The 15,021-nt window shown below is 72.4% G+C and carries 12 protein-coding genes and 3 pseudogenes; 3 read left to right on the top strand and 12 right to left on the bottom strand.

Going from position 1 to position 15,021, the window contains the following annotated elements; genetic code table 11:
* Nucleotides 1-127 precede the first annotated feature (127 nt).
* The 8 genes from QF037_RS46575 to pdhA form a co-directional block, all read right to left on the bottom strand.
* Nucleotides 128-958, bottom strand: coding sequence for an enoyl-CoA hydratase/isomerase family protein (locus QF037_RS46575; protein WP_307036140.1), 831 nt, complete (start codon nucleotides 956-958; stop codon nucleotides 128-130).
* Complete coding sequence (locus QF037_RS46580; RefSeq protein ID WP_307036143.1) at nucleotides 955-1,821, bottom strand: 3-hydroxyacyl-CoA dehydrogenase family protein; 867 nt, start codon at nucleotides 1,819-1,821, stop codon at nucleotides 955-957. The genes QF037_RS46575 and QF037_RS46580 overlap by 4 nt, the downstream gene beginning before the upstream one ends.
* Nucleotides 1,818-2,579 carry an enoyl-CoA hydratase/isomerase family protein gene (locus QF037_RS46585; protein WP_307036144.1) on the bottom strand — a complete coding sequence of 254 codons (762 nt, stop codon included), beginning with the start codon at nucleotides 2,577-2,579 and terminating at the stop codon, nucleotides 1,818-1,820. Before QF037_RS46585 ends, QF037_RS46580 begins: the two co-directional genes overlap by 4 nt.
* Nucleotides 2,576-3,757 carry a thiolase family protein gene (locus QF037_RS46590; protein ID WP_307036146.1) on the bottom strand — a complete coding sequence of 394 codons (1,182 nt, stop codon included), beginning with the start codon at nucleotides 3,755-3,757 and terminating at the stop codon, nucleotides 2,576-2,578. Before QF037_RS46590 ends, QF037_RS46585 begins: the two co-directional genes overlap by 4 nt.
* Nucleotides 3,747-5,456: a phenylacetic acid degradation protein PaaN gene (paaN, locus tag QF037_RS46595; RefSeq protein ID WP_307036148.1), complete on the bottom strand. Its 1,710-nt coding sequence runs from the start codon at nucleotides 5,454-5,456 to the stop codon at nucleotides 3,747-3,749. The genes QF037_RS46590 and paaN overlap by 11 nt, the downstream gene beginning before the upstream one ends.
* Before the next feature lie 75 nt (nucleotides 5,457-5,531).
* A complete protein-coding gene (locus QF037_RS46600) occupies nucleotides 5,532-6,911 on the bottom strand; it encodes a dihydrolipoamide acetyltransferase family protein (protein WP_307036150.1) in 1,380 nt (459 codons plus the stop codon).
* On the bottom strand, nucleotides 6,908-7,927 hold the full coding sequence (locus QF037_RS46605; protein WP_307036152.1) for an alpha-ketoacid dehydrogenase subunit beta: 1,020 nt from the start codon (nucleotides 7,925-7,927) through the stop codon (nucleotides 6,908-6,910). Before QF037_RS46605 ends, QF037_RS46600 begins: the two co-directional genes overlap by 4 nt.
* Before the next feature lie 5 nt (nucleotides 7,928-7,932).
* The gene (gene pdhA / locus QF037_RS46610) at nucleotides 7,933-9,054 is read right to left on the bottom strand and encodes a pyruvate dehydrogenase (acetyl-transferring) E1 component subunit alpha (RefSeq protein ID WP_307036154.1); all 1,122 of its coding nucleotides are present in this window, start codon (nucleotides 9,052-9,054) and stop codon (nucleotides 7,933-7,935) included.
* A 120-nt stretch (nucleotides 9,055-9,174) separates the two neighbouring features.
* Here pdhA and QF037_RS46615 point away from each other — a divergent pair, with 120 nt between their 5' ends.
* Nucleotides 9,175-9,675 carry an Lrp/AsnC family transcriptional regulator gene (locus QF037_RS46615; protein ID WP_307036155.1) on the top strand — a complete coding sequence of 167 codons (501 nt, stop codon included), beginning with the start codon at nucleotides 9,175-9,177 and terminating at the stop codon, nucleotides 9,673-9,675.
* Between the two features lie 12 nt (nucleotides 9,676-9,687).
* On the opposite strand, the gene QF037_RS46620 is transcribed toward QF037_RS46615, so the two are convergent.
* On the bottom strand, nucleotides 9,688-11,379 hold the full coding sequence (locus tag QF037_RS46620; RefSeq protein ID WP_307036157.1) for an aldehyde dehydrogenase family protein: 1,692 nt from the start codon (nucleotides 11,377-11,379) through the stop codon (nucleotides 9,688-9,690).
* 5 nt (nucleotides 11,380-11,384) lie between these two features.
* Nucleotides 11,385-12,431 (bottom strand): histidinol-phosphate transaminase, encoded by a 1,047-nt coding sequence (hisC, locus tag QF037_RS46625; RefSeq protein WP_307036159.1) that lies wholly within the window; start codon nucleotides 12,429-12,431, stop codon nucleotides 11,385-11,387.
* A 350-nt stretch (nucleotides 12,432-12,781) separates the two neighbouring features.
* Between hisC and QF037_RS46630 the strand changes: the two genes are divergently transcribed.
* Together QF037_RS46630 and QF037_RS46635 are read left to right on the top strand one after the other, a co-directional pair.
* The gene (locus tag QF037_RS46630; protein ID WP_307036160.1) at nucleotides 12,782-13,432 is read left to right on the top strand and encodes a hypothetical protein; all 651 of its coding nucleotides are present in this window, start codon (nucleotides 12,782-12,784) and stop codon (nucleotides 13,430-13,432) included.
* Between the two features lie 188 nt (nucleotides 13,433-13,620).
* A pseudogene (locus QF037_RS46635) lies at nucleotides 13,621-14,141 on the top strand (MMPL family transporter); the annotation flags it as partial.
* Here the strand turns inward: QF037_RS46635 and QF037_RS46640 are convergent.
* Nucleotides 14,116-14,406: pseudogene (locus QF037_RS46640) on the bottom strand (hypothetical protein); the annotation flags it as partial. The pseudogenes QF037_RS46635 and QF037_RS46640 sit on opposite strands and share 26 nt — an antisense overlap.
* Nucleotides 14,407-14,538: 132 nt before the next feature.
* Nucleotides 14,539-15,018 (bottom strand): annotated as a pseudogene (locus QF037_RS46645) (XRE family transcriptional regulator); the annotation flags it as partial.
* Nucleotides 15,019-15,021 lie beyond the last annotated feature (3 nt).

A 15,021-nucleotide genomic window follows, 5' to 3' on the forward strand; every position in this document is an offset into this window, starting at 1 on the left:
CTCCTGCGAGGGTGTTCCTCGCGCGGGTGTCGTTGGCACAGGGGTCTGTCGCATGGGTGCTCCTGGCGTGGGTGCTCCTGGCGTGGGTGTTCGTGTCACGGGTGCTCGTTTCATGGGTGACGGGCGGTCAGTGGCCGCGGAAGACCGGGCTTCGCCGTTCGAGGAAGGCGGTGACGGCCTCGCGGTGGTCGTCGGTGGTGCCGAGCCGCCGCTGGACGACGGCCTCGCGCTCCAGCGCCGCCGGCAGCGCCGTGGTGGCCGCCGACCGCAGCAGTGCCTTGGTCTCCCGGTGCGCTGCGGTGGGCCCGGCGGCCAGCGCGCGGGCCAGGGTCACGCCCTCGGCGGCGGCCGAGCCGTCCGCCACGACGCGGTGCACCAGTCCCCACTGCTCGGCGTCCCGCGCGGAGAAGGTGTCGCCGAGCAGCATGAGTCCGGCGGTGCGGGAGGAGCCCAGCTGCCGGGCCAGGGCGCGGGCCACCCCCGAGTCCGACGCGAGAGCGACACCGCCGAACGCGGTGGCGAAGCGGGCGCCCTCGGACGCCACGCGTACGTCGGCGCAGAGCGCGAGGCCCAGTCCGGCGCCGACACAGGAGCCCTCGACCGCGACGACGAGCGGGATCGGCAGCGCGTGCAGCTCCTTCACCAGCGGGTTGTAGTGGTCGGGGATGTTGGCGAAGGCGGTCGAGGGCGAGGTCTTCAGTCGGTGGGCGTGCTCCTTGAGGTCCTGGCCGACGCAGAAGTGCCGACCACGGGCGGTGATCAGGGCCGCCCGCACCTCGCGCCGGGCGTCCGTGGTCAGCCGCCGGGCGGCCATGAGGAGGGCGGCCCGCAGGTGTGCGTCGAGTGCGTTGCCGGTCGCCCGTCCGCGCAGTTCGATCACGGCCACGGCGTCGGCGACCTCGTACGACACGCCGTGCGACGCGGGGCTTTCGCTCGAAGCCCGAACTCTCTCGCTCACTGCCATCGGTAGAACCCCTGACCGGTCTTGCGGCCCAGCTCACCGCGGGCGACCTTCTCCCGCAGCAGCCGCGGCGGCGCGAACCGCTCACCGAGCCTGGAGTGAAGGTGCTCCGCGATGGCGAGGCGTACGTCGAGTCCCACCACGTCCGTCAAGCGCAGTGGGCCCATGGGGTGCCGGTAGCCCAGGCGCATGGCCGTGTCGATGGCCTCCGGGTCGGCGACGCCTTCCTCGACCATGCGGATCGCCTCAAGACCGAGGGCGAGGCCGAGGCGGCTGCTGGCGAACCCGGGCGAGTCCTTGACGACGACGTCCTGTTTGCCGAGGGCGTGCGTCCAGCGGACCGCCGCGGCCCGGGTCGTGTCGGTCGTGCCGGGGGCCAGGACCAGTTCGACGAGGGCGGAGACGGGCACGGGGTTGAAGAAGTGCATCCCCAGGAACTGCCCGGGCCGCCGCAGGGTTGCCGCCAGTTCGGTGACGGACAGGGAACTGGTGTTGCTGGCCAGCACGCATCCGTCGTGCACGACGTCCTCGGCGGTGGCGAGCAACTCGGCCTTGAGAGCCGCGACTTCCGGGACGGCCTCGACGACCAGGTCGGTGTTGTGTGGGAGTTCGGCGATCGAGGATACGACGGCGACACGGTCCGGCGCGTCGAGGTCCGGCGGCCCGGCGGCCGTCCCGCGCTCGGCCGCCTGCCGAAGTCCGCTGGTGATCCGCTCCACCGCGGCGGCGGCCGCGGAACCGTCGCGCTCCACGACGACCACGCGCGACCCGGCGGACGCGAAGGACTGGGCGATACCGGCGCCCATGCGACCGCCGCCGATGACCCCCACCACGGGGGGTGGCCCTGCTGCCGAGGTCATGCCCGGCCTCCCTTCTTCTCCAGGAAGCGCGTCATGCGCTCCTCCTTGTCCGGGCTCTCGAAGAGCACCGCCTGGGCGAGGTCGTCGGCCACGGGATGAGCCCCCGAGGCGTCGGTGACGAGCTTCGTGAGCCGCAGGGCGAGTGCCGAGGAGCGGGCCATCCGGTTGAGCAGCGCATGCGCCTCGACGAGCAGGCGGTCCGTCGGTACGACGTCCATGACCAGCCCGCAGGCGAGTGCGGCCCGGGCGTCGAGGGTGCGTCCGGCGAGCAGGACCTGCTTGGCCACCGACTCGCCCACCAGTTCGCGCAGCCGCCAGCACGCACCGGCGGCGGCGAGGATGCCCAGGCCCGGTTCGGGGTTGCCGAAGACCGCGTCCGGCCCGGCGATCCTGAGGTCGCAGGCGTACGTCAACTCGGCGCCACCGCCCAGCGCCCAGCCGGGCACGGCCGCCACGGTGGGCAGGGGCAGTCTGCGTACCCGCTCGAACAGGCGGCTGTTGATCCCCTCCAGTGCCTCGTCCCGGCCGCGGCGCCGCAGTTCACCGATGTCGGCACCGCCGGCGAAGACCCCGCCGTGCCCGGTGAGCAGGAGGAGCTTCGGTGCGCGCTCCAACTCCTCGCACACGCGGTGCAGTTCGGCGACCATGCGGCCGTTGACGGCATTGCGGGCGGCGGGCCGGCGCAGGGTGACGACCACCCGGTCCGCGTGCTTCTCGACCGACAGCGTCTCGTACGACGGTTCCTCGCGCGTGTTCACACGCGCTCCACGAGCATGGCCACGCCCTGTCCGACCCCGACGCAGAGGGTCGCAAGGCCCCGTCGGCCGCCCTCCCGTTCCAGTCGGCCCATCAGGGTGAGCAGGATGCGGGTGCCGGAGCAGCCCAGGGGGTGGCCGAGGGCGATGGCTCCGCCGTCGGCGTTGACGCGGTCCGGGTCGAGCTTCAGCCGGTGCGTGACCGCGAGGGCCTGGGCGGCGAACGCCTCGTTCAGTTCGATCGCGTCGAGGTCCTCAGCCGTCCAGCCCGCCCGCTCCAGTGCCCTGGCGGTGGCCGGCACCGGGCCGAGTCCCATCAGACGGGGCTCGACCCCGGCCGAGGCGGCGGTGACGACCCGTGCCCGGGGAGTCAGCCCGTAGCGCTTCACGGCAGCGCTGCTCGCGATCACCAGGGCGGCGGCCCCGTCGGACAGCGGCGAGGAGTTGCCCGCGGTGACGATGCCGTCCTGCCGGAAGGAGGTGCGCAGGCCGCTCAGCTTCTCCAACGTGGTGGTCGGGCGCGGCCCTTCGTCCTCGGTCACCTCACCGTCCGCCACCGGTACCGGGACGATCTCCGCCGCGAAGCGGCCCGCCTCCCGCGCGGCCACGGCCCGGCGGTGGCTGCGCAGCGCGAAGGCGTCCGCCTCCAGGCGGCTGATGCCGTCCAGGGCGGCGACCTCCTCCGCGGTCTCGCCCATCGACAAGGTCGTCGTCGCGGGGAAGCGGGGGTTGGTGAAGCGCCAGCCCAGCGAGGTGTCGTGGACGTCGCCGGGCCGGGCCCAGGGTGTGCCCGGCTTGGCCATCACCCACGGCGCACGGGTCATCGACTCGACCCCGCCGGCCACCACCAGCTCGGCCTCGCCCGCACGTATGGACTGCGCGGCGGACGCGACGGCCGTGAGCCCCGAGGCGCACAGCCGGTTGACGGTGTATCCGGGCACGGTGTGCGGAAGTCCCGCCAGCAGTGCGGCCATCCGCGCGACGTCCCGGTTGTCCTGACCGGCCTGGTTCGCGGCGCCGAGGATCACCTCGTCCACGGAGTCGGCAGGGGCCCCGGCACGTCGCACGGCCTCGCCGACGACGAGCGCGGCCAGGTCGTCGGGGCGCACGGAGGCCAGCGCCCCGCCGTAACGGCCCTGCGGGGTACGGGCCCCGTCGATCAGATAGACCTCATCGGACATCGGTGTGCTCCTCGTGCTCGTGCTCCGCGGCGGGGGCGTGGCGGCGGGACTGGAGGACGGCGAACCGGCCGGTGACGAACGCCGGGTCGGTCAATGTCGCGTTGGCCGCCGGGTTGGCCGACGTGCCGTGGAAGTCGCTGAAGGCGGCGGACTGGTTGGGGAACACCTCGCCGGTCAGGTTCTCCGACAGGTGCACCCCCGCCTCCAGAGCCGTGGCACGTGTCGCCGCCAGGACGTCGTCCCCGGTCGCGTACACGCAGGCGGTGAGGGCGCCGTGGCGCCGTACGGTGTCGTGCAGGACGCGCAGGGAGTGCGCCGTGTCGTCGGTGGCGATGACGAAGGAGACCGGACCGAACCACTCGCTCGTGAAGGTTTTCTCGTCGGCCTCGGCGTCGAGCCGCGCGACCAGCGGGGTGCGGACGACGGCGTCCGGGTGGGCGGGGTGCGTCACGGCCCGCGAGGGATGCGCGGTACGCCCCAGGGCCGCTGCCTCCTCCAGACGCGCGAGGACTCCGCCGTTCACGATCGCGCCGAGGGTCGCGGCGGCACGGGCCGGGTCGCTCAGGAGGTTGTCGAGGGCGGATCCCAGATCGGCGGCGAACTCGTCGGCCGTACGCGGCCCTTGGTCGGTGGGAAACCCGTCGCGGGGCACCAGGATGTTCTGCGGGGTGGTGCACATCTGCCCGCTGTAGAGCGACAGCGAGAACGCGAGGTTGCGCAGCAGCCCGGCGTAGTCGTCCGTGGAGTCCACGACGACGGTGTTGAGACCCGACTTCTCCGTGTGCACGACGGCTTGGCGGGCGTTGGTCTCCAGCCAGTCGCCGAACTCGCTGGAGCCGGTGAAGTCCACGATCCGCACGTCGGGGTGGGTGGCCAGGGCGGGAGCGGTGCGTTCCTCGGGCCGTGAGGCGGCGAGCAGCACCACGTCCGGGTCGAAACCGGCCTCCGCCAGCACCTCACGGGCGATCCGCACGGTGATCGCCAGCGGCAGCACGGCCCGCCGGTGCGGCTTGACGATCACCGGGTTGCCCGTGACGAGGCTCGCGAAGAAGCCCGGATAGCCGTTCCAGGTGGGGAACGTGTTGCAGGCGACGAGCACGGCCACGCCCCGGCCGACCGGGGTGTAGGTCTTGTCCATGACCAGCGGACCGCCGCGCCGCCGGGGCTTGCTCCAGCGGGCGCCGGCCGGATGGCGCCGCTGCGCCTCCCAGGCGTACGCCACCGCTTCGAGGCCGCGGTCCTGGGCGTGCGGGCCGCCCGCCTGGAAGGCCATCACGAAGGGCTGTCCGGTGGTGTGCTGGACGGCGTGCGCGATCTCGAAGCTCGCCGCGTTGAGGCGGGCCAGGATCTCGGCCGCCACTCCGGCCCGGACGTCGGGGCTCGCCGAACGCCACGCCGGGGCCGCGGACTTGGCCGTCGCCACGGCGGCCTCGGGCGCCAGATGCGGGTAGCTGATGCCCAGGGGGAAGCCGTACGGCGATATCTCCGTGGCAGGGACGGTGCCGGTGGTGGGGTGCCCGTCGAGCGGGAACGGGCGGTCGAGGAGGGCGCGGAAGGCCGCCTCGCCCGACTCCGGCGCTCCGGCCCCGTAAGCCGAGGTGCTGGGGATCTCCGGATACGGCGTCCAGTAGCCGCGGTCGGTGGTGCGGGCCACGGCCTGTTCGAGCAGGTCCGCGTGGCGGGCGTAGAAGGGTGACATGAAAGCTCCAGGCCGAACGTTCGGTCGGTAGGTGGGCGGAGTGCGCCCAGGCGTGAGGGCGACGAAGGGGGTTGGTCAGACGTCGGCGAGCAGGACTGCCGGGCGTTCCACGCAGTCGGCCACGAAGCGCAGGAAACCGCCGGCGGTGCCGCCGTCGCAGACTCGGTGGTCGAAGCTGAACGACAGCTGCGTGACCTTGCGGACGGCCAACTCGCCGTTCACCACCCAGGGTTTGTCGACGATGCGGCCCACGCCGAGGAGCGCCGCCTCCGGGTGGTTGATGATGGGCGTGGAGCCGTCGACGCCGAACACGCCGTAGTTGTTGAGGGTGAAGGTGCCTCCGGTCAGCTGGTCGGGCGGCAGGCTGCCGGTCCGGGCCAGCTCGGTCAACCGGGCGAGTTCTGCGGCCAGTTGGATCGTCGTCAGCCGGTGGGCGTCCCGCACGACGGGGACGACCAGGCCGCGTTCGGTCTGGGCGGCGAAGCCCAGGTGCACCTCGTCGAAGCGCACGATCTCCCGGCGCTCGGTGTCGACGGTCGAATTGAGCTCGGGGCAGCGGCGCAGACCGGCCACACAGATGCGGGCGAGCAGCGCCAGCAGCCCGACACGGCGGCCTGGTTCGGCGGCTTCCAGCGCCTTTTTGGCCTGGAGCAGGCCGGTCGCGTCCACGTCGACCCAGGTGGTGGCGTCGGGGATCTCGGTCCGGCTGCGCGTGAGCTTGTCCGCGACGGCTTTGCGGATGCCGCGCAGGGGGATGCGGACCGGGCCGTCGGAGGCCGGCTCCGGGGCGGGTTCGGTCGCCGGCGGCGCCTGTCGAGCCGGCGTCTGTCGGGCGACGGCCTGCTCCACGTCCCGCCGCAGGACGACCCCGGCCGGACCCGAAGGCGCCAGCGCGGCGAGGTCGATCCCGTGGTCCCGGGCCAGCCGCCGGACGAGGGGAGAGATGACGCGGGGAGCGTGCGCCTCCGCGACCGGCGTGGGTGCGGGCGTCCCCGTGACGGGTGCGGGTGTGGACGTCTCCGTGACGGGCACGGGTGCGTGCGTCTCCGGTACGGCGGCCGTACGTCGGCGACGGCGGCGCGGCGCTGGTTCGTGCCCGGTGCCGTAGCCGATCAGGACGTTGCCGGAACCGGCCTGTTCCTCCTCCCGGTACCGCTCGGCGGCGGTGTCCGGGACGGCCGGTTCCGGCGCCGCGGGGGCCGCCGCTCCCACCGTGATCAGCGGTTCGCCCACCCCCAGCGGCGTTCCCGCCTCCGCGTGCAGCCGCAGCACCGTGCCCGCGTACGGCACCGGCACCTCGACCGCGGCCTTCGCGGTCTCCACCTCGACCACGATCTGGTCGATCGTCACGGTGTCGCCGACGGCCACCTTCCACTCGACGATCTCGGCGTCGGTGAGCCCTTCGCCGAGGTCGGGCAGCCGGAACAGCTGCTCGTTCAGCGTCGCGGTGGTCATGCGACCGCTCCCTTCGACAGGTGCCGGGTGTCGGGCTCGTCGGCGAACTGCAGGCGGTCCACGGCGTCGAGGATCCGGTCGACGCCGGGCAGGTGCGCGTGCTCCAGCTTCGGCGGCGGATACGGGATGTCGAAGCCGGCCACCCGCAGGACGGGCGCGGCGAGCGAGTGGAAGCAGCGCTCCTGCACCCGTGCGGCGATCTCGGCGCCCACCCCCGCGAAGCCCTGGGCCTCCTGCACGACCACGCAGCGCCCGGTCCTGCGGACCGACTCCGCGATCGTCTCGTCGTCGAAGGGCACCAGCGTGCGCAGGTCCACGACCTCCAGGTCGATCCCGTCGGCGGCGGCCGCCTCGGCGGCGGCCAGCGCCACCGGGACCGAGGGGCCGTAGGCGACGACGGTGGCGTCCCGTCCCGCCCGCCGGATCGCCGCCCGCCCGAACGGCAGCGCCCCGCGCGTCTCCAGGTCGGTGTCCTCGCGCGACCAGTACAGCTTCTTCGGCTCCAGGAACACCACCGGGTCGGGGTCCGCCACCGCGTCCCGCAGCAGCCAGTACGCGTCCTCGGCCGTGGCCGGGGTGACGACCTTCAGGCCGGGGGTGTGCGCGTAGTAGGCCTCGCTGGAGTCGCAGTGGTGCTCGACTCCGCCGATCCCGCCGGCGTAGGGGATGCGGATCACCATCGGCAGGCCGATCCGTCCGCGGGTGCGGTTGCGCGTCTTGGCGACGTGCGAGGCGATCTGCTCGAACGCCGGATAGGCGAACGCGTCGAACTGCATCTCCACCACGGGCCGGAAGCCGCCCATCGCCATGCCGACCGCAAGGCCGACGATGCCGGCCTCCGCGAGCGGGGTGTCGAAGCAGCGCTGCTCGCCGAAGTCGCGGGTGAGCCCGTCGGTGATGCGGAACACCCCGCCGAGCGGACCGACGTCCTCACCGAAGACGAGGACCCGTTCGTCCTCGTGCAGCGCGTCGCGCAGAGCGGTGTTGAGCGCCTGCGCCATCGTGACCTTGGCCATGGTCGTCAGTCCTCCTGGGCCTGGGCGGATTCGGCGAGTTCGGCCGCCAACTGGGCTCGCTGCTCGCGCAGTTGTGGGGTGGGATCGGCGTAGACGTGGTCGAACAGCTCCAGCGGGTCCAGCACCGAGTCCGCGTTCATGCCGGCGCGCACCCGCGCCGCCAGTTCCTCGGCCTCCTCCCGCAATGCCGCCACGTCCTCGTCGGTGAGCGCGCCGCGCGAGCGCAGGTATGTCTCCAGCCGGGCGAGGGGGTCGGCGGACCGCCACTGGTCGACCTCGTCCTCCTCCCGGTAACGGGTGGCGTCGTCGGCATTGGTGTGCGCGTCCATGCGGTAGGTGTGCGCCTCGACCAGGACGGGACCGTGTCCCGCCCGGGCGTGCTCCACGGCCGCGGTCAGCACCGACAGCACCGCGACCAGGTCGTTGCCGTCGACCTGCTCCGAGCGCACCCCGTAGCCGATGCCCTTGTAGGCCAGGGCGGGCGCCGCGGTCTGCCGGGCCAGCGGCACCGAGATCGCGTACTGGTTGTTCTGCACGAAGAAGACGACCGGGGCGCGGAAGACGGCGGCGAAGTTCAGCGCCTCGTGGAAGTCCCCCTCACTGGTCGCCCCGTCCCCGACGAGCGCCATCGCCACACCGTCCTCGCCCTTGCGGCGCAGGGACTCGGCCATGCCGGTCGCGTGCAGCACCTGGGTGGCCAGCGGGGTGCACTGGGGGGCGGTACGGGTGGCGGCGGGGTCGTAGCCGCAGTGCCAGTCGCCGCGCAGCAGCGTGAGCACCTCGACGGGGTCGATGCCGCGGGTCACCAGGGCCACGGAGTCGCGGTAGGTCGGGAACAGCCAGTCGTCGGGGCGCAGCGCGAGCACGGCGCCGATCTGGCACGCCTCCTGGCCGCGGCTGGACGGGTAGACGGCGAGGCGGCCCTGCTTGGTGAGGGCGGTCGCCTGGGTGTCGAACCGGCGGCCCAGGACCATACGACGCCAGGCCGTCAGCAGGGCTTCGACGGGAGGTTCGCCGTACTCGGCCGGGGGCTTGGCGACCGGGGTGCCGTCCTCGGCCACGAACCGCACCGGCGTCAGGGACGGCAGGAGGCCCTGGACGGTCTGGCGGAGGCTCTTCACGGACATGGAGGGCACTCGCTTTCTCTGGACACTTGACAGGAGAATGGTGGCTACTACGGAATATGTGTTCAATAGCTCCGCCGAACTGGCGATGAACTGCCGAACATGAGGGTCTGGGAGGACAAAGTGTCCGAGGAAAACCCGCTGCCAGGGGCCGCGGCCGGACGAACTGCCGTCCCGCTCGACGACATCGACCGGGAGATCCTGAGCAGGCTCCTCCAGGACGGCCGGATCTCGGTCCGCGCCCTCGCCGAGCAGGTGCACATCTCCCGGGCCAACGCCTACACCCGCATCGGCCGGCTCGTCGCCGAGGACGTCATCACGGGCTTCACCGCGCAGCTCAACGCCCAGCGGGCAGGCCTGGGCACGAGCGCCTACGTGACGCTGGCCACCGACCAGAACGCCTGGCGCGAAATCTCGCGCGAACTGCGCGAGATCCCCTACGTGGAACACGTCGCCCTCGTCACGGGCGACTTCGACGTGCTGGTGCTGGTGCGGGCGCCGGACAACCTGGCGCTGCGCAAGGTGGTGCTGGAGAGCATCCAGGCGGTGCCGGGCGTGCGCTCCACCCGCACCTGGCTCGTCTTCGACGAGGTGCGCGGACGCGGCGCCACCTGGACGGCCTGAGAACCGGCCCGGTCATACGTCGACCAGCTCGGCGTCGACCTCGAACCCGGCCGGTGCCGGGACGGGAGCGGCTTGGGGCGCGTGCCGCCGGGAGCGCACCACGCGGAACCGGCCGGTGACGAAGTGGGCGCCGGAGCCCGGCAGTTCGGCGAGGGCCGAGGACGGGTCGGCGGGCAGGTCGTCGAGGTTCTCCACCAGATGCACCCCGGCGTCCAGCGCCGCCGTCTCGGCCGCCGCCAGCACGAGCGGGTCGGTGGAGTGCACCGAGGCGTACAGGGCGCCGTGCCGCGCCACGGTACGGCGCATCAGAGCGAGGCTGTGCGAGGTCGAGTCGGTGCCCACCAGGAAGGAGACGAGCCCGGGCCACTCGCGCGTGTAGACGCGGTCGTCGCAGGCGCGCAGCCGCACCAGCAGCGGGCTGCGCAGGTCGGCGTACGGGTGCTCGGGATGGGCCACGGGGCCGGAGGCATGCAGGACCGGGCCGTACCGTGCGGCATCCGCCAGGGCGTCGCGCACCTCCTCGGCGGTGACCGCGCCCAGCACCCTGGCCGCGCGGGCGGGATGCCCGAGCAGCCGGTCCACGGCGTCGCCGAGGTCGGCCCCGAGGTCCCGCAGCGTCTTGTGCCCCTCATCGGTGCTGAAGCCCCGCTCCGGAACCAGAATGTTCTGCGGCGTGGTGCGCACCGTCCCGGTGCACCGGCACGAGGCGAGGGCGAGTCCCCGGACCAGGCCCCGGTAGTCGTCGGTCGAGTCCACGATCACGGTGTTCAGTCCGGTCCGATTGGCGAACACGGCGGCCTGGCGGGCGTGTTGCTCCAGCCAGTCGGCGAAACGCGCGGAGCCCGTGTAGTCGACGATGCGCACCGCCGGGTCCGCGGCCAGCCGCCGGTGCACCTTCCGCTCCGGTTCCGCCATCGCCAGGGTCACGAGGTCGGGGGAGTGACCGGCCTCCGCCAGCACCTGCCGGGCGACCCGTATCGTGATCGCCAGCGGAAGCACCGAGCGCGGGTGCGGAGCGACGACGACCGGGTTTCCGGTCACCAGGCTGGCGAACAGGCCCGGATACCCGTTCCACAGCGGGAAGTCGGGACAGCCGACGAGCAGCGACACCCCGCGGGGCACCAGGGCGCAGGTGCCTTCCAGCGGTTGTCCGCCCCGTTCGCCACTCGTCCAGCGCAGGTCGGCCGGGACGCGCTCCGATTCGGCGAAGGCCAGCGCCACCGCCTCCAGGGCACGGTCCTGGGCGCGCGGCCCGGCGGCACGCAGGGCTCCCTGGAGGGGCTGGCCGGTCGTGTGGTGCACCGCGAGGGCCAGCTCGTGGCTGCGGGTGTTGAGCCGGCGCAGGATCTCCACGGCGAGTCCGGCGCGCTGGTACGGTCCGGCGGCCCGCCAGCCGGCCGCCGCTCGTCCAGCCGCCGCGACCAGCTCCGCGGGATCGCAGCGCGGGTGGTCGATGGCCAGAACGAGGCCGTACGGCGACGACTCCGTTCTCACCCGGCCGAGTTCACCGGGCTGCCCCAGCTCGAACGGCCGCCCGAGCAGCGAGCGGAACACCTTCCCCGCGGTGCGGGTCGACCTCATGCCCGCGTCGGCTGCGTCCTGGCCGGTCGCCTCGGTGAAGGGGCGACGGCACTCACCGGCGGCGATCGCGCGAGCGACGCTCTGCAGCAGCTCGCGGTGCCTTTCGTAGGGACCGGGGCGCATGGCCGTCAACCTTGCCGGCTCGCCGCGAGCGCGAGGAGGGCGTCGTTCTCCTCCGGCAGGCCGATCGTCACCCGGACGCCCTCGCCGGGAAACGGACGCACCACGACCTTCCCGTCGGCGCAGTACCGGGCGAAGTCCGCGCTGTCCTCGCCGAGCGGCAGCCAGACGAAGTTGGCCCGGGAGTCGGGCACGTCATGGCCCAGCGCCCGCAACCGCCCGGTGACACGTTCGCGTTCGGCGACCGTGAGGGCGGCCCGCCGGGCGACCTCCGCGCCCTCACCGAGGGCGATCACGGCGGCCCGCTGCGCGAGGGCGCTGACACTGAACGGCACCTGCGTCCGGCGCACATGCGCCGCGATCCCGGGCGGCGCGACACAGTAACCGACGCGCAGCCCCGCCAGACCGTACGCCTTCGAGAAGGTCCGCAGCACCGCGACGTTCGGCCGGTCGCCGAGGAGGGCGAGGCCGTCGGGGACCAGGGCGGGATCGGCGTACTCCCGGTAGGCCTCGTCGACGACGATCAGCACGTTCCGCGGCACCCGGTCCGCGAAGTCGGTCAGCGCTCGCGCGCCGACCGCCGTGGAGGTCGGGTTGTTGGGGTTGCACACGAAAACCAGCCGGGTCCGGGGGGTGATCGCCGCGGCCATGGCATCGAGGTCGAGGGCGTGGTCGCGCAGCGGCACCCGCACCGCCGTACCGCCCGCCACGGCGGTGAGGATCGGGTACGCCTCGAACGAACGCCAGCCGAAGACGACCTCGTCACCGGGCCCGACGACGGTGTGGAGCAACTGGCCGCACACCTCGGAGGAACCGGCGCCCACCGCGATCCGGTCCGGCTCGACGCCGTGCTGCGCCGCCAGGGCCTCGACCAACGAGGCGGCGTGCAGATCGGGATACCGCGAGATGCCGCCGGCCGCCTCCACGAGGGCTGCGGCCACCCCCGGCAACAGCCCGTACGGGGACTCGTTGCTGGCCAGCACGACGGCGCCGGGCAGTTTGCGGCCCGGGACGTAGGCGGGCAACTGGGACAGGGAGGCACGGACATGCACCATGCTGGTCTCGCTTCTGAAGCGCTGGGGGACCCGAGGCCTGGCCGTCGGGCACTTGACAGGGCAAATCGTGAAGAGAGGACGACAAGCACTCAACTGTTTGGGAAATTCGGCTACGAATCGCCGAAATTCGCGTGGCTGATCGGCAAACCGTCTGTCGACGAGCCCTGCCGGACCTTTGGCACGAGACGGACGGCGCGCCCTTTCCCGGCCCCGGGTCGCCTCCTTGATCACGGGACGGACACAGCGGGTAGTCGAAGCCCCCACCACGGCCGGGGCGACAGCAGACTGCTCGCCTCCCGAGCCACGTGATGTCCGCGGCCCGCCCTGCTCCGCTCCGATCGAGGGAAACCATGCACAGCACCCAGACCCGCCTCCGCCACGCCGCCCTGACGACGGGCGCGGCGGTCCTCGTGTTGCTCGCCACCGGCTGCTCGAAAGCGTCCGTCGGCGCACAGACCGGCGGCTGCCGCGACGACGGTGACTGGTCGGGGCGGGAACAGGCGGCCTGGCTGCGGAAGGCGGTCGCCTTCCACGGGACGACCGAGGGGCTCGGCCCGTCGTACGAGGGCGCGTCGGTCGTCGTCCGCACCCAGCACACGGGCGATGAACGGCCGCTGTGCCGACCGCTCGCCGTGCAGGTTGAGTTCTGGACCCTCACGGCCACCGCGACGGGGACGGAGACGGCGTCCGTCATGCGCTACCGATTGTCCGCGGACGGCAGCAGGACCCGTACGGTCGGTTTCCCCGCCGCTCTTCCCACCGGACTGGACGGCGCCTGCACCCGGGTCCTCGTGGCGGCGTACGCGGGCGCACCACTGAGCGACCGGGAACAGCCGCGCAAGACACGGGACCTGGCCACCGCCGGGAAGGCGGACGTGCAGTTCGGGACGGAGCGGATCGGCGCATACCGGCTGCTCCCGCCGCAGGATCCCGCGCAGTGCGACGTGGGCCGGAGCCCTTCGCCCACCAGGTCGAAGATATGGGACATCTACCATCCGTGACGTGGCCACGGCCGGGTGGGCCAGAACGGCGGCCACGGAGGTGTATGTGTCGACACCAGAGGAGTTGTGGAGGGAGGCTGTGCCGCTTCAACCGGATCGCTCAGCTGGCATGCCTCGTAGACGAGGGCTCTCCACATGCCGGCGGACGTGGCCGCGCGGGGCCCGTAGGTGTCCCAGAACGCCGTGCGCTCATGGTCGCGGTCTTCCAGTGGGGCTGGGGAGACGCACTCATCGGGCTGGAAGCGACGGTTCCGATCGTGTCGTTCATCCCGATGTTCCTCTTCGCCATCCTGTTCGGCCTGTCGATGGACTACGAGGTGTTCCTCCTCTCCCGCGTACGCGAGGAGTACCTGCGCACCGGCGACAACGGCACGGCGATCGTTGAGGGCGTCTCGCGCACCGCCCGGATCATCACCTCGGCCGGCCTCATCATGGTGGCGGTCTTTCTCTCGGCCTGGCCACCGCGATCTTCATCGACGCCACGGTCGTACGCATGGTGCTGGTACCGGCGACCATGACACTCCTCGGCCGGACCAATTGGTGGCTGCCGAAGTGGCTAGACAGGATGCTTCTCCGCGGCCCGGTCGGCACCGACGACACCGACGCGGCATCCACAGGTGAGGCCCCCTGGTTGACCGTTGACTCAACTCCTGCCCGCCCTTGGCGTTCGGCACCTCAGCGCGTCACCCAGGGGCATATCGAGTCGTGATCATCGGGTGGTCCCTGATGAGGTCCTTGATCCAGATCATCGAGGCGCGCAGGTGGAAACCGGCGAGGTAGCTGTCGGGAGTCTTGTCGTATCAGGCGGCGATGCCTTGCCATGCTTTGAGCTTGTTGATCAGGCGTTCGACGGTGTTCCGCTCCTTGTGGAGATCGGCGTCGTGGCTGATGGGTCGGCCACCTCTGGAGCCCTTCCTCTCCGGGATGACCGCCTTGATACGGCGTTTGCGCAGGTGGGCGCGGTTTCCGCGGGAGAGTACGCCTTGTTCGTGGTGGGCTCGGGCTGTGGTGGAGTCGATGCTGACCAGGGGCAGGTCCACCGACCGAACCCATACGGCTGAGGAGAGGCACCGACAAGAGATCGACCCTCAAAGAGCAGCGTCCACGTCGGCGCGCAGCATGGCGTCCTGGGCCTGTTCGAAGGCGCGGCGGGTGCCGGTGCAGTCGTGGGCTGCGCCGTGGATGGCGCCCTGGCGGGCCAGGCCGAGGGAGGCGAAGAGGGGGTCGCGGCGGGTGAGGTGGAGGTTGCGGGCGACGTCGTTGGCGGCGAATGCGTCGGCGGGTCGGCCCATGTGGCGGTACATGGTGCCGGCGTGGCTCCAGATGCGGAACTTGATCGCCTGGTCGCCGGACATCTCGGCGAGGGCCTGGGCCTCGCGCATGTGCACCTTGGCGACGTCGTAGTGCCGGCCGTCGATGGCGGCCCACATCGTGGAGGAGCGGAAGGCGGCTGCTGAGGCGTAGAGGCTGCTGCGTACCCGCTGGGTGGCACTGCCGGTGTTTTGGAGGTTGAGCGCCTCGTCGGCGAGGACGGCGGTTCGTTGCTCGATGCCGAGTTGTCCGCCGTGGCGGTGGTCGCTGGTCACCGC

Origin of the sequence: Streptomyces canus (genome assembly GCF_030815415.1) — a bacterium.
Taxonomy (GTDB): domain Bacteria; phylum Actinomycetota; class Actinomycetes; order Streptomycetales; family Streptomycetaceae; genus Streptomyces; species Streptomyces canus_F.

Excerpts from the sequence above, each read along its gene's own strand:
- QF037_RS46580 (WP_307036143.1), bottom strand. The coding sequence starts at position 1,821 with ATGACCTCGGCAGCAGGGCCACCCCCCGTGGTGGGGGTCATCGGCGGC.
- QF037_RS46590 (WP_307036146.1), bottom strand. The coding sequence starts at position 3,757 with ATGTCCGATGAGGTCTATCTGATCGACGGGGCCCGTACCCCGCAGGGC.
- paaN (WP_307036148.1), bottom strand. The coding sequence starts at position 5,456 with ATGTCACCCTTCTACGCCCGCCACGCGGACCTGCTCGAACAGGCCGTG.
- QF037_RS46600 (WP_307036150.1), bottom strand. The coding sequence starts at position 6,911 with ATGACCACCGCGACGCTGAACGAGCAGCTGTTCCGGCTGCCCGACCTC.
- QF037_RS46605 (WP_307036152.1), bottom strand. The coding sequence starts at position 7,927 with ATGGCCAAGGTCACGATGGCGCAGGCGCTCAACACCGCTCTGCGCGAC.
- pdhA (WP_307036154.1), bottom strand. The coding sequence starts at position 9,054 with ATGTCCGTGAAGAGCCTCCGCCAGACCGTCCAGGGCCTCCTGCCGTCC.
- QF037_RS46620 (WP_307036157.1), bottom strand. The coding sequence starts at position 11,379 with ATGCGCCCCGGTCCCTACGAAAGGCACCGCGAGCTGCTGCAGAGCGTC.
- hisC (WP_307036159.1), bottom strand. The coding sequence starts at position 12,431 with ATGGTGCATGTCCGTGCCTCCCTGTCCCAGTTGCCCGCCTACGTCCCG.
- QF037_RS46630 (WP_307036160.1), top strand. The coding sequence starts at position 12,782 with ATGCACAGCACCCAGACCCGCCTCCGCCACGCCGCCCTGACGACGGGC.